Source organism: Streptomyces sp. NBC_01351 (assembly GCF_036237315.1).
In the GTDB taxonomy this organism is placed as follows: Bacteria; Actinomycetota; Actinomycetes; order Streptomycetales; family Streptomycetaceae; genus Streptomyces.
The window spans coordinates 1,245,970-1,263,979 of the sequence record NZ_CP108356.1; the positions used below are offsets into that span (position 1 = coordinate 1,245,970).

The 18,010-nt window shown below is 70.9% G+C and carries 21 protein-coding genes; 17 read left to right on the plus strand and 4 right to left on the minus strand.

Annotated features, from left to right (window positions below):
• Positions 1-256: 256 nt before the first annotated feature.
• Positions 257-418: a hypothetical protein gene (locus OG625_RS05805; protein WP_329376984.1), complete on the minus strand. Its 162-nt coding sequence runs from the start codon at positions 416-418 to the stop codon at positions 257-259.
• Between OG625_RS05805 and OG625_RS05810 the strand changes: the two genes are divergently transcribed.
• The 14 genes from OG625_RS05810 to OG625_RS05875 all read left to right on the plus strand — a co-directional run bounded on the left by OG625_RS05810 (position 419) and on the right by OG625_RS05875 (position 11,610).
• Positions 419-859 carry a hypothetical protein gene (locus OG625_RS05810; RefSeq protein ID WP_329376985.1) on the plus strand — a complete coding sequence of 147 codons (441 nt, stop codon included), beginning with the start codon at positions 419-421 and terminating at the stop codon, positions 857-859.
• A 28-nt stretch (positions 860-887) separates the two neighbouring features.
• Positions 888-1,313, plus strand: coding sequence for a hypothetical protein (locus OG625_RS05815; RefSeq protein WP_329376986.1), 426 nt, complete (start codon positions 888-890; stop codon positions 1,311-1,313).
• 236 nt (positions 1,314-1,549) lie between these two features.
• The gene (locus OG625_RS05820) at positions 1,550-2,047 is read left to right on the plus strand and encodes a hypothetical protein (protein ID WP_329376987.1); all 498 of its coding nucleotides are present in this window, start codon (positions 1,550-1,552) and stop codon (positions 2,045-2,047) included.
• Between the two features lie 106 nt (positions 2,048-2,153).
• The gene (locus tag OG625_RS05825; protein WP_329376988.1) at positions 2,154-2,570 is read left to right on the plus strand and encodes a hypothetical protein; all 417 of its coding nucleotides are present in this window, start codon (positions 2,154-2,156) and stop codon (positions 2,568-2,570) included.
• Between the two features lie 74 nt (positions 2,571-2,644).
• Positions 2,645-3,538, plus strand: a complete 894-nt coding sequence (locus tag OG625_RS05830) for a relaxase/mobilization nuclease (RefSeq protein ID WP_329376989.1) — start codon at positions 2,645-2,647, stop codon at positions 3,536-3,538.
• Positions 3,535-4,188, plus strand: coding sequence for a hypothetical protein (locus tag OG625_RS05835; RefSeq protein ID WP_329376990.1), 654 nt, complete (start codon positions 3,535-3,537; stop codon positions 4,186-4,188). The genes OG625_RS05830 and OG625_RS05835 overlap by 4 nt, the downstream gene beginning before the upstream one ends.
• A gap of 25 nt (positions 4,189-4,213) precedes the next feature.
• Entirely contained in the window at positions 4,214-4,978 is a 765-nt protein-coding gene (locus OG625_RS05840) for a hypothetical protein (RefSeq protein WP_329376991.1), read from the plus strand.
• Positions 4,979-5,255: 277 nt separating this feature from the next.
• Positions 5,256-5,645: a hypothetical protein gene (locus tag OG625_RS05845; protein ID WP_329376992.1), complete on the plus strand. Its 390-nt coding sequence runs from the start codon at positions 5,256-5,258 to the stop codon at positions 5,643-5,645.
• Entirely contained in the window at positions 5,642-6,427 is a 786-nt protein-coding gene (locus tag OG625_RS05850) for a DUF317 domain-containing protein (protein WP_329376993.1), read from the plus strand. The genes OG625_RS05845 and OG625_RS05850 overlap by 4 nt, the downstream gene beginning before the upstream one ends.
• Positions 6,428-6,515: 88 nt before the next feature.
• A complete protein-coding gene (locus OG625_RS05855) occupies positions 6,516-6,881 on the plus strand; it encodes a hypothetical protein (protein ID WP_329376994.1) in 366 nt (121 codons plus the stop codon).
• The gene (locus OG625_RS05860; RefSeq protein WP_329376995.1) at positions 6,872-7,699 is read left to right on the plus strand and encodes a hypothetical protein; all 828 of its coding nucleotides are present in this window, start codon (positions 6,872-6,874) and stop codon (positions 7,697-7,699) included. The genes OG625_RS05855 and OG625_RS05860 overlap by 10 nt, the downstream gene beginning before the upstream one ends.
• Positions 7,700-7,718: 19 nt before the next feature.
• Complete coding sequence (locus OG625_RS05865) at positions 7,719-8,876, plus strand: DUF317 domain-containing protein (RefSeq protein WP_329376996.1); 1,158 nt, start codon at positions 7,719-7,721, stop codon at positions 8,874-8,876.
• Positions 8,877-8,915: 39 nt separating this feature from the next.
• Positions 8,916-10,706 (plus strand): type IV secretory system conjugative DNA transfer family protein, encoded by a 1,791-nt coding sequence (locus OG625_RS05870; RefSeq protein WP_329376997.1) that lies wholly within the window; start codon positions 8,916-8,918, stop codon positions 10,704-10,706.
• 613 nt (positions 10,707-11,319) lie between these two features.
• Positions 11,320-11,610: a hypothetical protein gene (locus OG625_RS05875; RefSeq protein ID WP_329376998.1), complete on the plus strand. Its 291-nt coding sequence runs from the start codon at positions 11,320-11,322 to the stop codon at positions 11,608-11,610.
• A 31-nt stretch (positions 11,611-11,641) separates the two neighbouring features.
• Here OG625_RS05875 and OG625_RS05880 read toward each other — a convergent pair whose 3' ends face one another.
• On the minus strand, positions 11,642-12,916 hold the full coding sequence (locus OG625_RS05880; protein ID WP_329376999.1) for an APC family permease: 1,275 nt from the start codon (positions 12,914-12,916) through the stop codon (positions 11,642-11,644).
• 55 nt (positions 12,917-12,971) lie between these two features.
• Here OG625_RS05880 and OG625_RS05885 point away from each other — a divergent pair, with 55 nt between their 5' ends.
• Genes OG625_RS05885 through OG625_RS05895 form a run of 3 tightly spaced genes read left to right on the plus strand, consistent with a single transcriptional unit; the run spans position 12,972 to position 15,840 of the window.
• Complete coding sequence (locus OG625_RS05885) at positions 12,972-13,490, plus strand: hypothetical protein (protein ID WP_329377000.1); 519 nt, start codon at positions 12,972-12,974, stop codon at positions 13,488-13,490.
• Positions 13,487-14,725: a DNA cytosine methyltransferase gene (locus tag OG625_RS05890; protein WP_329377001.1), complete on the plus strand. Its 1,239-nt coding sequence runs from the start codon at positions 13,487-13,489 to the stop codon at positions 14,723-14,725. Before OG625_RS05885 ends, OG625_RS05890 begins: the two co-directional genes overlap by 4 nt.
• Complete coding sequence (locus tag OG625_RS05895) at positions 14,725-15,840, plus strand: DnaB-like helicase N-terminal domain-containing protein (protein ID WP_329377002.1); 1,116 nt, start codon at positions 14,725-14,727, stop codon at positions 15,838-15,840. The genes OG625_RS05890 and OG625_RS05895 overlap by 1 nt, the downstream gene beginning before the upstream one ends.
• 206 nt (positions 15,841-16,046) lie before the next feature.
• On the opposite strand, the gene OG625_RS05900 is transcribed toward OG625_RS05895, so the two are convergent.
• Both OG625_RS05900 and OG625_RS05905 read right to left on the minus strand, forming a co-directional pair.
• On the minus strand, positions 16,047-16,325 hold the full coding sequence (locus OG625_RS05900; protein ID WP_329377003.1) for a hypothetical protein: 279 nt from the start codon (positions 16,323-16,325) through the stop codon (positions 16,047-16,049).
• Between the two features lie 574 nt (positions 16,326-16,899).
• Positions 16,900-17,790 (minus strand): DUF5655 domain-containing protein, encoded by an 891-nt coding sequence (locus OG625_RS05905; RefSeq protein WP_329377004.1) that lies wholly within the window; start codon positions 17,788-17,790, stop codon positions 16,900-16,902.
• Positions 17,791-18,010 lie beyond the last annotated feature (220 nt).

An 18,010-nucleotide genomic window follows, 5' to 3' on the forward strand; every position in this document is an offset into this window, starting at 1 on the left:
CCACCGCCTTGGCCGACGGCCTACCCGGGACGTGGACGGTGAAGGTCGAGGTCTACGCCCACCCGGTGTGGCAGGAAGACCTCGTCCCGCTCCTGTGGGACACGGGCGAACTCATCGACTCTGTGGAACACGGCCGCATCCCGTACGCCGCCCAACTTACAAACGGCGCAGGCATCGAACTCCGCCTGGTCGAACGGCTCGGCAGCGCCCACGAGTACCTGCTCGGCGCCTTCGCGAGCGCCTCCTTCGACGACAACTACGCCGACCCGCACGCCCCCCGCTCAGTCGTGCTGCCCTCCGAAGCGGCCCACGCCGCCGGCCTGGTCACCGGCACATTCCTGCCGCGTACGAGCAGGCCGTCCACGAACGACTCCTGGCCGCCGTCGAGGCAGCACACGGCAGGCTCGAGGAACTCCATGTGGAGTGGACTGCAATCCAGCAGTCCAGCCTCTACAGCGACGGCACCCGCCTGGACCCGGCCACGCTCGGACACACCGAGCAGCAGTACCTCGAAGAGAGCTCCGTGGAGTGGCGCCGCGTGCGCCCCCACGCCGCTGAACTCCTCTCCCGTGTGCGCCCCGTGTCGGGCTCCGAGGGCTCCGCCTCCCTGGACCGCCTCCACCAGCTCCTTCACCCGGACGCGGCGGAACCCTCGTGGCCGGCGGCACCGTCCTCGCCTGCCGCCCTGCCGCCCAGCACGGCCGAGACCCTCCGCCGATGGCGCACCGACGCGCCGGCCCTGCTGCGGCAGGCCCGCGCCACCCGACCCGGCGGCCCTGCGACCACGGTCCGGCCTGCACTTCCCGCTGCTGCCAAGGCCGCGCCCTCCGTCCCCGGACGAGCGCCCTGCAGTCGATGACCTCCCCCGACCCATCTGGACGCCCCCCATGCAACCGCACTTCCATTTCGGGCTGCACGCCGAGCACGGTGTGGTCGCCCGTCCCACCACAGCCATCACTTCCCACCTCGCGGCCTGGTACCTGGAGCGCGAGCAGTTCGAACCTGCACCGGGCCGAGCGGATCTGTTCCGGCTGACCCAGCCCGATCACGACCTGCGGCGCCGCGCCCGGCAGACCGTCCATGACCTCCGCCGACATGGGTTCACCGTGCATGCGGACCTCTCCCTCGATCCAGCCGAAACGGCCCCGGCGAACGCCCCGGTCCGAGCGAACTCCGCGTCCGAACGGCTGGCTCGCATCGCCCGGGCCGCCGCCGCCCAACCTCCGCAGCACCGCGTAAACACCCCCCAGGTTGCCTCCGCGCCCGTACCCACCCTCGGCGCCCACTCCTCGGCTGCCAGACGAACCCGGTGACCACGACGGGCCCCTCCCCGGCCTGACAGCCACACCGCACCGACACACCCCCTACCCCGATCCAAGGACACCTGCCCTGCCGCCGACCGCCACCATCACCCTCCACCGCACCACTGCCGGCACCCTGACCGGCCACGCATCCGGAGCGCGTCACCAGTGGGCCGAGACCTAACGCTGTGCGACCGGCTCACGCGACCGGTCCAGCCCTCCACCCCTTCTGTTGCAAGGAGTTCTCCGTGGCCATCCCCACGTCCTTTGAGATCGTCCACAGCTGTGGACACACCAACACCCATGACCTGTCGAGCCGTTCGGCGGACCAGCGCGCTGGATACGCCCGCTGGCTCGCCGCCCGGCAGTGCACCGACTGCTGGCGGGCCGATCAGCAGGCGGATGCCGCCAGCACGGCCGAGTGGCTGGCCGCCAAGCGCGCCGAAGAACAGACCGCCGCTGCGGACTGGGCAACCCAGTTCGACATGCCGCCCCTGGAGGGCCCCGAAAAGATCCTGGGCTGGGGCGAGCGCAGCCGCCACCAGCTGGTGACCCGCGCCTACACCGCGCTGGTCGCCGAAGGGACCTGGGACGAAGCCGACTGGGCCCAGTTGGAGGAGCAGGTCCGGCTGATGACGAGGGCCGGGTGGTGGGTCGACCAGCGCGAGGCCGAGGGCACCGATCTGCCTGAGCTGCTGGAGGCCGCCGACGACCGCGACCGGCCCACGGAGAACCCGTTCCGGTAGGCCAGGCGGCGCGCAATATAGCCGCCGATCCCCGGTTTCGGAAACCGGGGATTCTCCGGACCCTTTGTCTTCCACCGCCGCCCAGCGTCTTCGTGGAAGGACCTACGTGCCCGAGACCCACCCCGTCTACCTCCCGCCCGACCCGCTCACCCCCGACCGGGACATCACCCACCAGCACTTCCGCCCCGGCGAGCACGTCGTGGTCCTCAAGGGCGCCGCCGGCGGCGAGCTGTGGGGCGACGCGATGAAGGTCGTGGCCCCCTCCTGGCACACCCCCACCGACGAGGACGGATGGCGGCTGCTCGACCCCACCGGCGGCGACCGATCCTACGTCACCGCCCACCCTCGCTACCTGGTGCACCAGTCCAAGCGGTGCCCGGAGTGCCTGATGCACCAGAAGGCGCTCCGGGAGTACCTGGTCAAGCGCCTCGGGGATGCCGAGGAAGCCGTGGACTGCCGCTGGTACTCCCTGACCGCCCACGCCCAGCTCGTCCACATCGCCGACGCCCGCCCCGGCCGGTGATCACCGCCGTCCTGCCACTGCGCGAAGTCGCCGGCCATCAACCGCCCCTCGAAAAGGCCGACCCGAGCGAGCCCATGATCATTGAAGTCCACTCCCGTGACGTGACCGCCGACGAAGCCCTCGCCGAGGCGCTCGGCCGCGAGGTCAGCATGGCCGAGGGCCTGACCACCGAGCCCGGCGGCACGGTGGTGGCCCACTGGAACCGGCTGGACCACTACACCGACGACGACCGGATCTGGGAGTCGGCGACATGGGCCGACCATCTCGCCGACCCGTCGCTGGAGCACCCGCTCGCCTCCGGTCCCGACGGCGACCGGCGCGCAATCCTTCACATCACCGCACACCTGCATCCGCTGGACCGGGAGTTGAACCACGCCGAATGGTCCGAGATCGGCTATCGGATCGCCCGTGTCGCCGGTATCGCGCCACCCGGCGACGACGCGGCAGGCCGGTGGATCGCCGTCCAGGGCCAGCCAGGCCGCCTGGACGTGATCGCCAACCTGATCCGTGCCGACGGCACCTGGAGTGCCCCTCCCCGCCAGCTCCTGCAGGCCCTGGTCGCCGAGGCGCGGAACATCACGGCCGGCCTCCTTCTTCGCTCCAGCCCCCAGCAGGGCTCCGGCCCCCAGAACCTGTCGGCCGGTCCGGCGGTCACCGCCTCCCCGCGGGTGCCGACCGCGACAAGCCCGCTCGCGGGCATCCTGCGGCAGCTCGCCGCCGAGCAGTCCGGCCCGATCGGCGCAGTGCGCCAGCTCGTGGAGGAGGTCGGTCGGCAGGCCGCCGCGCTGCCCGGCGACCAAACCGACGCCGCCGCACAGGACTTGTTCTGGGCAGCGCGCCGCATGTACGGGCTGCAGGAGCAGCTGGGCGAGATTGCCTCCCGACTCCAGCCTCCCGCATCGCCAGCCGCCGTTACGCCGACACCACCCGTGCAGGCACCCGCCTCGGCCCGTGCGACGGCCCGGTGAACGAGCCTGCCGACCCGCGCAAGGCGCCGCCCATCACGGTCACCAGGGACGCGGACACCGAACGGATCACCGCCCACGGCGGTGACGGGGTGGCCCACGGCATCCTGGAACGCACGTTCTTCCTGCGCGAGGTCCGCGGGGTCACCCGGCACCGGATGTCGCCGACCGTCGAGCCGGCGGATCAGGCGGCCGTGGCCCAGCTCGCCGTCGCCCGGCTCCAGACCACCGGATACCGGGTACAGGCAGACCCACAGTTCGCGACCTCCACGACCGATCCCCACTACGTGACGACGGGACGGTCGATCGCGAACCTCGCCGACTCCATCCGCGCAGCGGACAACCCGGCCGAGGTGTCCGACCGGCTGGAGGAGGTAACCGCCGCGCACGACGGCATCCTCGCCTCCCTGGGTCAGCTTCTCCACTCTCTTGCCTCCGTCTACGGCGGCCTCGGCGGACCTGCGGACCGGCACGTCGCGGCCCGGATGCGCTACCTGGCCGAACACCGGCTCGGTCCCATAACCGCCGACCTTCTGCACACCCGCGCCGAACTCGCCGACCGCACCACGGCCCCGGCCCGGCCTGGCACAGCCCTCCCCGCTGCCGCCCCACCAGCCGCACGCGCCCCTACCGCCTCCGGACGGACCCGATGACCCCCGCCCCAAGTTCGAGGAGCCCATGCCCGCCCCCCGCACCCTGCCCGACGACGGCCGCGACGTGGAGTCGTTCGCCACCATCCTCTCCGAGGAACTCCCCGGCCACTGGACCATCCAGTACCACCAGCACGCCCGGCACGAGGAGCAGTTCACTCACGCCGAGAACGTATGGGACCTCAACGAGGTAGCCGCCGCGCTCGCCGAGTACGCCCTGGGCGCCGACGCCCACCTCGTCCGCGACGACGGCATGGGCCTGTACGTCACCGTCCACCCCCGGCATGAGGAGGAGTTCCTCGTCGCCGCCATCGCTCCAGCCAGCGTCGCCCCCGAGGCGTACGCCGGGGTACGCGAGCCCGACGGGATCGCCGTGCCCGCCGACGCCGAGCGCGCCGCCCGCGCCGTCACCGCAGATCTGCTGCCGCGCTACGAGATCGCCCTGGCCCAGGTCCGGCACAACGCGATGAACCCCCCGCAGCCCGAGCCCGGTGCGCAGCAGGAGCAAGTGGTGATGACCTGGCTTGAGGACGGTTCCCTCGCCGCGGTCACCACCACCCGACCCTCAGCCGAGGTCCTTCTCGCTGAAGGGTTCGTCTGGGAGAGCACAGCACAGGCGTACGTACTCGGCGGGGACGACACCCGGGCCCAGGCCCACGCCGTCCAGGCCACCGGCGCCCGCCTCGCCCGCCTCGGTATCGCCACCGTGCTGCGCGCCGCCGCCCGCCCGGCCGCGGAGGCCACGCTGCCCGCGCCACCGCCCGGCACCCGGACCACCGCCCGAACCCGGTGACCGCGCCCGACCCGCGCCAGACCAACCGCCCCCAGCCATCGGCTGACGCTCCTGGCGGTCGGCCCCGTGTCCCGCTGCTCAGCGCGGCCCGCCGACCGGTGCTCGCCCGCTTCCTGTTGCGCCGCTACCTGCGCGCCGTCGTCGTCAAAGCCGCAGGCACCGACCGACCGCGGCCCGCGATGTCACCGCCGTGCCACGTCGGTGCACCGGCCGCCTCCATCCACCGCCACACCCGCTGACCGCCGTCGTGGGTAACGCACAGCCCCCTGGACCGCCCATGACCCCACCCGTCACCGCCGACGCCCTCATCGCCGGCATCACCCTGCAGCTCGACCAGCTCTCCGCGCAGCTGTCCCAGGCCGGGCCGCAGCAGGCTGCCCAGATCCTCCGGCAGGTCCTGGATGCCGACAGCGGCGTCCTCGGCAGGCTGTCGGCGCTGGTCGGCACCGGTACCTACGTGACCAAGCACCATGCCCAGAGCGGCGTCTTCCCGGCGGAGATGTGGCTGGCTCTCGGGCGCACCGCCAACACGTTGTACGACCTCGCCCTCGACCTGGACGAACACCAGGATGTCTTCGAGGAGATCGCCGCGCGCCGCCCCCTGACCACGTCGTCTCCGCCGGCCACGCAGGCCACCGCCCTGGTGGCGCGCGGGAGGCACCGGTGAGCCGACGGCAGCAGTGGACTGGCTGGGGTCAGGCCCAGCAGGCCGAGCAGCACCACCTGATCGAACCGCGCTACCTGGCGGGCGGCGGAGACCTGCGGCACGTCAGCGAGTTCCTGCGCGCCTCAGGCTGGATGGACATAACCCGCAAGTCCGGCACGACGCTCTCCTTCGACTCGCCGGACCAGATGGTGCGCGTCGCCTACCAGCCGCCGGGCGGCTGGCAGGTCCATGGCGCCGGCCAGGGACATCAGCCGGCCTGGCAGGTCACCCTCACCCCGCAGACCCCTGTGGAGATCGTCGCGGGCCTGACCGACGCTCTGACCAAGGACCGCTCAGCGCACGCCCCGAACGTATGGGCACCGCTCACCGAGAACGTGTGGAGCATGCAGCAGGGCGACCACTTCGTCGCCATCAGCCCCGACCGAAACGCCGTCGTGCAGTACGTCAAGGCTGGCGGCGACGGCAGCCAGGACCACTGGTGGGTCGGCGCCCGCAACGAGTACGGGCCTGTGTGGAACGTACAGACCACCGCGAGCACTCCCCTGCACCTGATGCAGTCGCTGACCACCGCCCTCGCCGACCCGGAGCCGGTGATGCGCCCGCGCGGGCATGTCCCGACCAGCAACCGGATCCGCACCACCTCCGTGTCCGTGCGCCCCGACCAGCTCGGCGCCTGGCAGCAGGCTCGCCTCTCCTCAGCGCGCGCCGCCACGTGGGGCCGCAACTGGGTCTCATCCCGTGCCCGGACCAGCAAGGCACCCGGCTATGCAAGGACCCGATGACCCGCCCCGGTCCTTCACCGCCTCTCCTCGGCCGCGTCCTTGGGCGACGCGCTCCTGAACCGCCTTCCCCCCCTCCTTGGAGCTTTCGATGACCGACGGACCCACCACGCGGCTGACCGCGGAAGACATCCGCGCGTCCGCCCAGACCCTGCACCGCCTCGCCGCCCACCTGCGGACCGGTCCCAGCCTGGCCGATGCCCTTCCCTTGATCGCCTCGCTCGTCGACGCCGATACAGGCACCGCAGTTCACCTCGGCGAAGCCCTACGCGGCATAGCCCGCTACCTCGTCCAGGAGACCACCGTTCCCCGCACCGACACCGTCGAGGCGACCCTGGGCGAGTACATCGAAGCCGCATCCGTCCTGCAGGACCTGCGCCTGCTCGACCTCACCTTGGAACCCCTGCGGACTGCCTCCGTCCGCAGGGCATCCGCCGAGGCGTCCCCGTGGCAGTGAGCCCCGGCCAGCGGGCTTCGTACGCCGAGGACCACCTCACCAAGATCCCCTTCGAGACCACACCCCGCCCGCTCGCCGGACCCGGCGACCCCCGCCACGTCACCCATCCCCTGCTCGCCGCTGGCTGGACCGTTGCCTCAGCCCCCGGTGACACCCGCATCACCTTGGTGGGCCCGGGTGAAGCCCGTCACCGGCTGGTGATCGATCCGTTCGCCTCCGGCTCGCCGTGGCAGATCCAGTCCGTCGACTGGACGTGGAACGCCTCCTTCGACCGGATGGTGCCGGCGGAGATCATCGCCGGATTCACCGACGGCCTCCTCCGCGGACTGCATCGGGGCGACGACAGTCCGTGGGAGCACATGCAGAAGGCCGGCTGGGCCGTGGAGCGCCAGCCGGACGGCACGGGCCAGGCCCGCTCGCCTGCACCGGAGCTGCCGATCCGCGCCGAACTGCGTCCCATCTTCAACGACTCCTCCGACCACCTGGCTTGGCGCATCGTCCAGCCCGACCACATCGGTGCGCCGATCTGGAAGATGTGGATCAGCGGCCCGGTCCCGGAGCACCTCATGGCCGGCCTGGCCGAACAGCTCGTCTCGGCCGCCCCCGTCCTGCGCGGCATGTACGACCTCGATCACTACAGCGCCCGGCAGAACCCCAGCCCGCTCACTCCCCAGCAGGCAGTCGAAGCCCACTTCACCCGCATCGACGCCGCCCGGGCCCAGGCACGCTCCCAGCGCCGCACCCACCTCACTACCCGCCTACCGGCCCCGGCCGCCGCCCCGGCAAGTCCGGCGCACTCCCGTGCATCCCGCCCCTGAAACCCGAGAAGGCCCGCCCTTGCCCAAATCCGCCCCCTCCGGCAGCACTGTCGTCGCCGGCCTTCAGGCGATGGTCAGCCGTCTTGCAGCCTTCCTGCGCGCGGCGGATGCGGCGGTCGACGCCTGGGACCTGTACTCCGACGAGCACACCAATCTCGATGGCTGGCCGTACGACCCGGAGAGCTACGACGATCGCAAGGCCGTCCGGGACCACGTGGTGTGGAGGGCGTTCGAACCGGTCAGCGAGGAGGCCGGCGTCCTGCTCGACGCCGCCGAGGCCGACCTCGAACGGGTCCCCAGCCTGTTCGCCACCCACGCCGACAATCTGGACCTCGCCGTCGCGCGTCGCACAGTCACCGCCAACCACATCGCCGTCACCGTCACGGACAGCCGGGCGGAAGTGAGCGAGCCCGAGAAGCCGCGGGTACTCGCCCAGGTCACCCCCCGGTATCTGGCCTGCGGTGGTGACCCCCGCTGGGTGACCGCCCCACTGCAGAAGGCTTTCCGCTGGCAGCCGGCCCACATCCCCCTGAGCCCGGTCGTACGGCTCACCCGCCGCGACCGTCAAGCCGAACTGCTGCTGTCCCCGGACCCGGACGAACACTGGTGGACCCTGCACCACACCGGGACCACCGCCGGCGAGAAGGCGTGGACCATGCGCTTCGGCGCCCGGACACCGGCCGAGATCGTCGCCGCGGCCACCGACGCCCTCACCACCGGCACGGCCGACAGCGCGGCCGATCCAACGCAGGTCCTGGAGCAGGCCGGGTGGAAGCGCTCTGTCCTGGAGCACCAGATCTCCTCGCCCGACGGATTCGTCACCGTCTCCCGGCACCCGCTCGGCGCGCTGCACATCGAGGTCACGGCCCACGACGGCCCCTGGGCCTCCGGGCCCGCTGCCCCTACGGCTTGGCGGGCGTACTTCTCCGACCGCACCCCGCCCCACCTGGCTGCCGCGGTCCTCGCCGACATGGTCTCCACGGAGCCGCTGCTGCGTGACGAGAAGGAGATGGCCCTCTTTTTGCGCTACAGCGTCCGCATCGCCCGCGAACGCGTTCCCACCCATCAGGCCGAGTACGCCCTGTGGGAACGGGTCGACCGCCTCGCCGCCCACCTCACCGGCACACCGTTGCCGCCGCAGCCACCCGGCGGATCACTGCCGCGCCGCTCCCGCTGACCCCATTCGTCCCCGACCTCTCCATGGAATCGCGCGCCCTTGTCTCAGCCCAGCTCCTCCTCCGACGGCTACGACATAGCTTTCAAGGTCCTCCTCGGGGCCTTCGCCGTCGCCGTCCCCCTCGCCCACCTCGCCTGGCTCGGCGGGAACCTCACCGCCATGGCCACCGGCAACGCCTGGGCCGCCTACCGGCCCGCCGACGCCTTGATACGTCCCGACCAGCTCTGGCCCGGCCTGGGCGAAACGTCCCTGCTGATCGGTGCGCGGATCCTGCCCATCCTGGCCCTGCTCGTCCTTGCCGCAGCCAGCGGCCTGTGGTGGAGCCGCCACAAGGGCACGCTCGGCGGCAACAAGAAGCGCCGCATCGAGGGCACCGCGAAGGCCAAGGACATCGCCCCTGTCCTGGCCGCCGCGATCACCGAAAAGGCCCGCAGCCTGCGCCCCAGCCTGAAGGACACGCAACGCATCGCCCCGTCCGACACCGGGATCCTCCTTGGCAACCTTCAGGGCAGCAAGACCGAAGTCCGGATGGGGTGGGAGGACGTAGCGGTCGCGATCATGGCCCCCCGCTCCGGCAAGACCACCTCGCTGGCGATTCCCTCGATCCTCGCCGCCCCCGGCGCCGTGCTCCTGACCAGCAACAAGGCCGCCGGTGACGCCTATACGGCCTGCTTCGACGCCCGCAGCCGGGTGGGTCGGGTGTGGTCGATGGACCCCCAGCAGATCGCCCACGCACCGCGCACCATGTGGTGGAACCCGCTGGCGGACGCGAAGTCCCTGGAGGGCGCGGGGCGTCTGGCTGGCCACTTCCTCGCCGCCTCCGTGGATGCGAGCCAGCAGGGCGACTTCTGGTCCAAGGCCGGCAGCAACGTCCTGAGCCAGCTGTTCCTGGCTGCGGCCCTCGACAACCGCCCGATCACGGACGTGATGCAGTGGCTGGCCTTCCCCGCCGACCGGCGCCCCCTCGACATCCTGCGCGACCACGGATTCACCGCCGTCGCAGCCCAGTTGAAGGGAACGGTCGAGGGCCCGCCCGAAACGCGCGATGGGGTGTATGAGACCGCAAGACAGTACGCGTCCGCCCTACTCAGCGCCGACATCGCCACCTGGGTAACCCCACAGAAGGACGTCCCGGAGTTCCGCCCGGCCGATTTCGTGGCCTCCACCGACACGCTGTTCCTGCTCTCCAAGGACGGCGGCGGCGGAGCCTCCGCGCTGATCGCTGCGTGCGCGGACTCAGTGATGCGGGCCGCGACCACCCGAGCCGAACGTACCGGCGGACGCCTCGACCCGCCCATGCTCGCGATCCTCGACGAGGCCGCAAACGTATGCAAAATCTCCGACTTGCCGGACCTGTACTCGCACCTGGGTTCCCGCGGGATCATCCCGATCACGATCCTGCAGAGCTACCGGCAGGGTCAGAAGGTGTGGTCGGACGCAGGCATGGACGCCATGTGGTCGGCGGCAACGATCAAGGTCATCGGCGCCGGCATCGACGATCCCGATTTCGCGGACAAGCTCAGTCGTCTGATCGGCGACCACGACGTCGAGACGAAGTCCACCAGCATCTCCGACTCGGGCAAGTCCACCTCGATCAGCATGCGGCAGGAGCGGATCCTGGCCGCAGACCGGATCCGCGCCTTGCCCAAGGGCACCGCCCTCCTCTTCGCCACCGGGCTCCGCCCGGCCGCGCTCGACCTGCGCCCCTGGTACCTCGAACCGGGCGCGGGCGACCTGGCCGCCGCATCCAAGGCCGCCTCGGACGCAATCACAGCGCGGGCCGTCGCCAAAGCCGCCCCTGCGCAAGCCGACTTCAAGAAGGCCGCGTGATACCGCACCTCACACCCGTGCAATTCCGCTACGCGAATGCCTTCATCCGTGCCTGACGCCGCCACCCGCCGCCGGCCTGGATGGCCTTTGCCGTCAGCGCCGCCGCCGAGACCGGGCTACGGCGACCACTCATCGACGCCTGGAAGCTGGTCCCGCCGCCCCAACCCGAGCTCGCCGACCGCAAGACCGGGCTGCCACGCCAGCACCTCTTCTGCCACCGCGGCCAGCTCGTCGGCAACGCCTACCTCAACGAGACCATCATCCCGGCCCTCTGCCAGAAAGCCAGCGTCCCCGCGGGGGACTCCCGCGGCGCCCTCACCAGCCACCGGGCTCAACGCCCGCGACCCCCTCACCCTCGGCGATCTGCAGCAATGGCTCGGCCACAAGCACCGGGCCAGCACCCGCTACTACGCCAAGATCCTCCAGCGGACCCTGACCGCCGCCTAGCAAGAAGGCCGACTACTTCGCCCGCAACGTCCGCACCATCGAAGTCCTCATCGACCGCGACAGCATCCTCACCGGAGCCGCCGCCGACGGCGAACAGCCGTGGAAGTACTACGACCTCGGCGACGGCTTCTGCAGCTACGACTTCTTCGCCAAATGCCCCCACCGCATGGCCTGCGCCCGCTGCCCCTTCTACGTCCCCAAAGAGTCCACCAAGGGCCAGCTCCTCGCCGTCAAGGAAGGAATCAACACCATGCTCGAACAGCTCGACCTCACCGACGACGAGCGCGAGGCACTCGAAGGCGACCGCGACGCCGTCACGGCCCTCACCCAGCACTTGGCCGACATCCCCACCCCCGCCGGCCCTACGCCCAGAGAGCTCGGGACCAACAGCGCCTTCGTCCCCCTCACCTCGCTCATGGGCACCGTACCGCCACGTGCCGATGAGGGAGAGGACTGAAGCCTCGGCCCGGATGCGGCGAGCAGGAGGCTCAGCTCCGGGAGCTGTTGGCCCTGGCTTTCCGCACGCCGTATACGGCTGCGCCGAGTACGAGGACGGCGGCGCCGGAGATCACGGAGACCAGCGGCAGGGCGAAGGCGAGGGCCCCGCACCCGGCAAGGCCGACGACGGGCACGAGGCGGGGCGGCCGTCCCTCGCCAGAGGTGAGAGTCCACGCGGCGGCGTTGGCGACGGCGTAGTAGGCCAGGACCCCGAAGGAGGAGAAGCCGATCGCACCCCGTACATCAACCGTCGCGGCCAGGATTGCGACCACGGCACCGACGACCAGTTCGGCACGGTGGGGAACCTGGAAGCGGGGGTGGACCGCCGCCAGCGCGTGCGGCAGGTGACGGTCACGGGCCATGGCCAGGGTGGTGCGCGAGACCCCGAGGATCAGTGCGAGCAGCGACCCGAGCGCCGCGACAGCCGCCCCGACACGTACCACCGGGGCCAGCCCCGGGACGCCGGCGGCACGCACGGCCTCGGCGAGCGGCGCGGCACTCTGAGCGAGGCGGTCTGGTCCCAGCACCGCGAGCACGCCCACGGCGACAGCCGCGTAGACGACGAGGGTGATGCCCAGCGCGAGAGGGATAGCGCGGGGAATGGTGCGGGCGGGGTCGCGAACCTCCTCGCCCAGTGTGGCAATCCGGGCGTAACCGGCGAAGGCGAAGAACAGCAGGCCGGCCGCCTGGAGCGTCCCGCCGACGGTCATGTCCGCGCCGATGTCCAGGCGCACGAAGTCGGCGGTGTCACTGGTCAGGCAGGCGGTCACCACGGCGGCCAGGACCGCGAGAACGACAGCGACGATGGCACGGGTCAGCAACGCGGACTTCTGCACGCCGCTGTAGTTGAGGGCGGTCAGCGCCACCACGGCGGCGACCGCGACAGCGTGGGCCTGGTCCGGCCACGCATAGAAGCCGACGGTCAGTGCCATCGCCGCGCAAGACGCGGTCTTGCCGACCACGAATGCCCAGCCGGCCAGATAGCCCCAGAAGTCACCCAGGCGCTCACGGCCGTAGACGTAGGTCCCCCCGGACTGCGGGTAGCGGGCGGCCAGCCGGGCCGATGACGTGGCGTTGCAGTACGCCACGATCGCGGCCAGCGCCAAGGCGAGCAGGAGTCCGGAACCGGCAGCGTCGGCCGCCGGCGCGAACGCGGCGAAGATCCCGGCCCCGAACATCGACCCCAGACCGATCATCACCGCGTCGGACACCCCCAGGCGGCGCTTCAGCTCACCCGAGCCCGTCGAGGCCCCGACCGTGTTCATCACTTGCTCCTCCACTGCACCAGCCGTCGATCTCGGCGCACGGTAACCGAAGAAGGTGTCCAGCAGGGGCGGCCGGACCGCAGCCTCGCAGCGGGACCAGGCCGGTCATGATCCCGACGGCTGCACCGCACACGGCGAGGCCAGCAACAGCCCAGCAATTCCAGGCCCTATAGAGCGGCCTGCACACATCACCAGAAAGGTCATAACACTGTCTCGATTCTCAATAACTTGTCCATTTAAGGGAAATGCGCAATGGCGCAGCATCAGGGAGACCTATCCCAGCGAATGGGCTGACGTCGTCGAATTCGACGCAGTCATCCGTCAGGGCAATGCCCGCGCGAACGCGAGCGGCAACCCGCTCCTCGGCCAGGCTTTTCTGCACCGGTCCCGAGTACCCCTTTCCGAGGCGCCGATCGACCATGTCACCGCAGCAGAATGGGCCGCCCTCCAGCAGGAGACCGACGCTCCGGACGCGGAGGCTCTCGAAGCCGGTGTCGTGGACGGCTGCTCGCCGTGGGCCTGCCGGGGTGAGCAGCCCGAATCGGTCCGGGACGACTTCGGGCTGGCCATATGAGAGACCTCATCGTGGACCTCTTCGCAGGTCCGGGCGGTTGGGGGCACGCCTTGCACGTGCTGGGTGTGCGCGACGTCGGCCTGGAGTGGGACGAATGGGCCTGCAAGACTCGCGCCGCGGCCGGGCAGACCACGATCCGTACCGACGTCGCGCTCTACCCGGTCCGGCCCTTCGTGGGGCGGACCCGCGGGCTGATAGCGAGCCCGCCCTGCCAGGCATGGAGCATGGCCGGCAAACGTCTCGGGCTTGTCGACCAGCCTCTCGTCCACCAGGCCGTTGCCGACCTTGCGGTCGGCCGCGACACCCGGCCCCAGCTGCTTGCTGCCTGCCAGGACCCGCGGTCGCTACTGGCCGCCGAGCCGATGCGGTACCTCCATGCCCTCCACACCGTGGGCGAGCCGGAGTGGGTGCTGATGGAGGAGGTGCCCGACGTCGCACCGCTGTGGAAGCAGTACGCCGCCGTGCTGCGCACCTGGGGGTTCTCCACCTGGAGCGGCATCCTGAACGCGGCCGACTACGGCGTACCGCAGACCAGGAGGCGGGCGATCCTGATCGCCTCCCGCACCCGTCGGGCCGCCCCGCCCGAACCTACGCACGCCAAGCTCGGCGAGCAGGAATCCCTCTTCGGGCCCGGCCGCCAGCGATGGGTGTCCATGGCCGAAGCCCTGGGCTGGGGCCGCACGGACGGGCCCGTGCCCACTGTGTGCGCCGGTGGCGGACCCGGGGGCGGGCCCGAACCCTTCCCGTCCGGCTCCCGAAAGACGCTGTCCGACGCCCGCGACCGCGGCGCCTGGCAAAGCCCCCCGCCCCGCATGGAACCCTCCCGGAGCTCCAAGACCGGCCCGCCGTGCAGGTGCCGGGAAGGGGCCCGGCCGTCGCCGCGCTGCACGGCCGGACCGGACTGGGTTCTGCGCAGCAACAGCCAGGCGAACGCGGCCGTCCGCCCCGTGACCGAGCCGGCCGCCACCTTGTTCTTCGGCAACCGCGCCAACGAATGCATCTGGACCACCCGCTCCACCACGGCCCTGTGCTCCGTTGCGGCGCCGGCAATCCGAATCACCGCCGAGGAAGCCGGGATCCTGCAATCCTTCCCGGCGGCCTACCCCTGGCAGGGCACCAAGGGCCAGCGCTTTTCCCAGATCGGCAACGCCGTCCCCCCGCTGCTCGCAGGGCACTTGATCGCCCCGCACGTGGAACGCACGCTCAACCGCGACGACTTCGTCCTGGCGGCGTGATGGCCGACCACGCCCGCGCCGCATCCGAGGAGGAGCCCCTCGGCGATCCGCCGCCACTGCCTGTGGTCCACTACGCCGAGCAGGCCCTGCTCGGCGCCCTGCTCCTGGTACCCGACCGCCTGAAGACCATCGGCCCGCTCGAACCCGAGCACTTCGCCAGCGCCGCCCACAGCAGCCTGTTCGCGGCGATGCGCACGGTGTCCCCACCCACGCCCGAGGTCCACCGCACCAGCCCGGTATGGCCCAACCAGCTCCTCGCCGCCGCCCAGACCCGCGCCCTGACAGCCGCCTACCTGCACATCCTCATCAGCAACTGCCCCACAGACGCCCATGCCCCGGCCTATGCCCAGATGGTCCGCTCCGGACACGCCCGCCGCCTCCTGCGCCAGCACGCCGGGCTCCTCTCCCAGGCCGCCCGCACCCCGGGGCCCGACCCGGCCGGAACCGTACTGGCCCGCGCCGACCAGCTCGCCGTCTACCTCGACGAGCTGGCCACGGCCTTCCCCTCTCACCCCGGGTCGATGCCCCGAACCCCGGCAGCACCCGACCCGGCAGCCAAGGCGCCGGCGGAGGCGGAAGACGAGGAACGGATGCTGCTGGCCGCAGCGACCGCCCGCCCCGACGACCTGCCGCGGATGCGCTGGCTACACGAAAGCGACTTCACCGTCCCCGTGCACGCCGCCCTCTTCGCCTGCCTGACAGCCCTCGCCCGCAGAGAGGCGCCCGTGGACCCCATCACCATCCTGTGGGAAGCCCAGCAACGCGGCCTTCTTCACGCGGGGTTCGGCCCTGACGAGGTCCTCGACCTGGTCTCCCATCCCGCCGGGGCACCCGAGCACTGGGGCCAGAAGATCCTCCAGCGCGCACTCCTCAGTCAGGCCGTCACGGTCGCCACCCGAATCGCGACGCTGACGTCGGACGAAGCAACCTCCGTCCACCAACTGGCCACCGGCAGCCGCCGGGCACTCTCCGCACTGTCCTCCGTCCGGACCCGCTGGCACCACGCCACCAACGACCCGGGCGAGAAGTCCCCATCCCGCCGGTCAGCCGCCCCGCAAACTCCGGCCGTACGAGCCGGCCCCGCCGCACGAACCCCAGCCCGGCCAGGCCGATGACCATTCCCGCCCCGACCGAAAGCCCCTCGTGCCTCCGCCGACGCGCACATCCGCTTCGCCCTCCACCCAGACCACCACCCGGCCGTCATCGCCACGACCTCCGGCTCCACGAGCGACGCCGCCCGCTCTCACCTGTGCGACCTCGGCTTCCGCAGCATCGGACCGGACACCATGGTCCTCGCCCGCATCGACCACGAGGAGCCGTACTACGCGACACCGCAGCCAAGCAGCTGAGTCGATACGGCTTCACCGTCGAGATCGAGACGGCACTCCAGGACGAGATCGACACGGAATGGACCTGGGGCAACTATCCCTTCCCCTGGTGCACCCGCGACGAAGTACGTGAGGTCAGCGCCAAAGCCCAGCGCATCCACAACGACATCTCCGAAGGCCGCCTGATCATCCACCTTCACGCCGACGACGGGCACACCACCGTCGCCGCGGGTACGTACGCTGGCGGCGTACGCCGTCACGTGCACCTTCACGGGGAGAACCCCGTCCGCCAAGTCGCCATGGCCTACTAGGACGCTCTGCGCCACAACCAGCGTCTGGAGCTGGGGACGGGCCACTTCCTTCGCTGCAGACTCCTCCGTATCCGTCCAGTGCTCGTCGCCGATGAGCCGCCCCAGGGATGCAGGATCCGCTTCCTGGCGCCGTCGTGAAGCGACGGCGATCAGGCTGCAGACGCACCCTGCAAGCAGAGCAACGCCTAGGCGGGCGACGGCTCCACCGGCGTCTCGCCGCCTGATTCCTGGTCCGGCTCCATCTCGTCCTCCAGCAAGCCGTGGTGGTCTTGTGGCCCCAGGATGCCGGTCGGGACCGTCCGGCACGATCACTCCGTGGGGTGACGCCACAAGGTCTGCGATTGGCTGGGCGATATAGAGCGCACGATCCCCGGTTTCTGAAACCGGGGATCGTGCGGAAGATCGAGAACTCCACCGCCACGTCCCCGCCCGATCCGTCGAAAGGCCCAGCCGAGAACCCGAAACCCTTCCCGAATTTCACACACAGCGCGCTCCGCCCGCTCGGGCAACGGCCCCAGCGCAGGGTCGCCAGGCCCTACGCCACCGAAGCGTAGGACAGCCGGAACAGGTCCAGCGCGCGCTCCACGTCCCTCTCCGAGTGCAACTGGACCTCCAGGTCACCGGTGCCGTGGTGTCCCAGCCCCGTCACGTCCCTCGTGAAGCCCGAAACGAGGTCGACAGCCGCCGGGGCTGCCTTGAGGTACACCAGGAGCTTGTCCTGCCTGGCCGTGACGCAGGCGAAGTTCCGCAGCCTCTGGTACGCGTCGTACTGCTTGCGCCGGACCTTCGAGACGTCCTCGCCCAGCCCCAGCAACACCTCGTCCACCGCTGCCGCCAGCTCCGCCATCGCCCCCGACTCCTGCCGCGCAGGCACCTGCGTGTCAGTGCCACGACGACGCGTGCGCGGGGCCGCTTTGGCCTGCCCGGCGACCGAGGCGACCGTCTCGAGTGCGATGTGGTGCTCGCCGAACAGCCGGTACCGCACCAGGTCGATCGATCTCCGGTGCTCGCGGAGCGCGTGGAGGTCGTAGCGGGTGAAATCGCCAGCGATGCAGATCAGCCGGGGCGCGCTCCACAGCACCTGCGCCGCGGCAGTCACCCCGAGACGCTCGCGGACCAACACCTGGAACTCGGTGCGGTGATCCATCAGCCAGGCCACGTAGAACAGCCCTTGCGACAGCACGCCGGGGTCGGTGGATCGCTTGTACTCGACGATCACCGGAGCACCGTTCTCATCGAGCCCCAGCGAGTCGATGCGCCCGCCGTGAACGGGACCGGTGCTGTACTCGGAGGCGAGGAATCGAACCCCGAGCATCGTCTCCATCGCCCCCTCGACCAGGCCCTGCACATCGGCCTCAGCCTCAGCCAATCGCGACGTGACCTCGGTCACGCCACTTTTCGTGTAGAACAGTTTCAGGCTTGACACCCCCCTTGTGGACGTGTGTGCGGTAACACCTGCGGCTGCAAGGCTATTTCCGCCAGATCAGGCGCACCAAGATCCGAACCGGACCAGGCGCGGACCAGGTTCCCGGCCCCGCCTCGATCGGGCCAGCACTCACGTGGCGCAGGTCAACGTCGCACCGACTGGCCCCGCCCCAGGTGGGGGCCAACACGGAACGCCCTCACCCCCGCGCATATCCGTGGGG